This window comes from Vibrio ichthyoenteri ATCC 700023, assembly GCF_000222605.1.
In the GTDB taxonomy this organism is placed as follows: Bacteria; Pseudomonadota; Gammaproteobacteria; order Enterobacterales; family Vibrionaceae; genus Vibrio; species Vibrio ichthyoenteri.
Genome location: NZ_AFWF01000305.1, coordinates 1 through 346, shown reverse-complemented (window position 1 = coordinate 346; position 346 = coordinate 1). Strand labels below are relative to the sequence as shown.

Genomic DNA, 346 nt, shown 5'->3' with positions numbered 1-346 from the left:
AGAGCTAATAAAAAGGCTTGGTGAATGACCAAGCCTTTGGTATGTAATTATTACTTACACCCTTCTTTTGTCTGACTAGACGATTTGATGAGTTCTGTCATAAAGATTAAACCATTAGTTTCTTCTTCAAAGCCTACTGGTTTTCGGTTTTCTGGAAATCCTGAAAACAGTACATAGATTTCCTGATACGGCTCTCCGATCTTTTGAGCTTTTGCTAGTGAAGCTTGCTCAATGATCTCCATTTGTTTTTGTTCACCGTTTAACCAAAATATTTCGTTTGTTCCACATGAGCGAAAATCAGAAACCTCACTCCCGTATGTAAAATATCCTTCATATTGCTGTTTGC

General features: G+C 37.0%; 1 protein-coding gene. It reads right to left on the bottom strand.

Annotated features, from left to right (window positions below; all coding sequences use genetic code 11):
* Positions 1-50: 50 nt before the first annotated feature.
* On the bottom strand, positions 51-346 hold a 296-nt coding region (locus RH85_RS23130), incomplete at its 5' end, for a hypothetical protein (protein ID WP_006714577.1).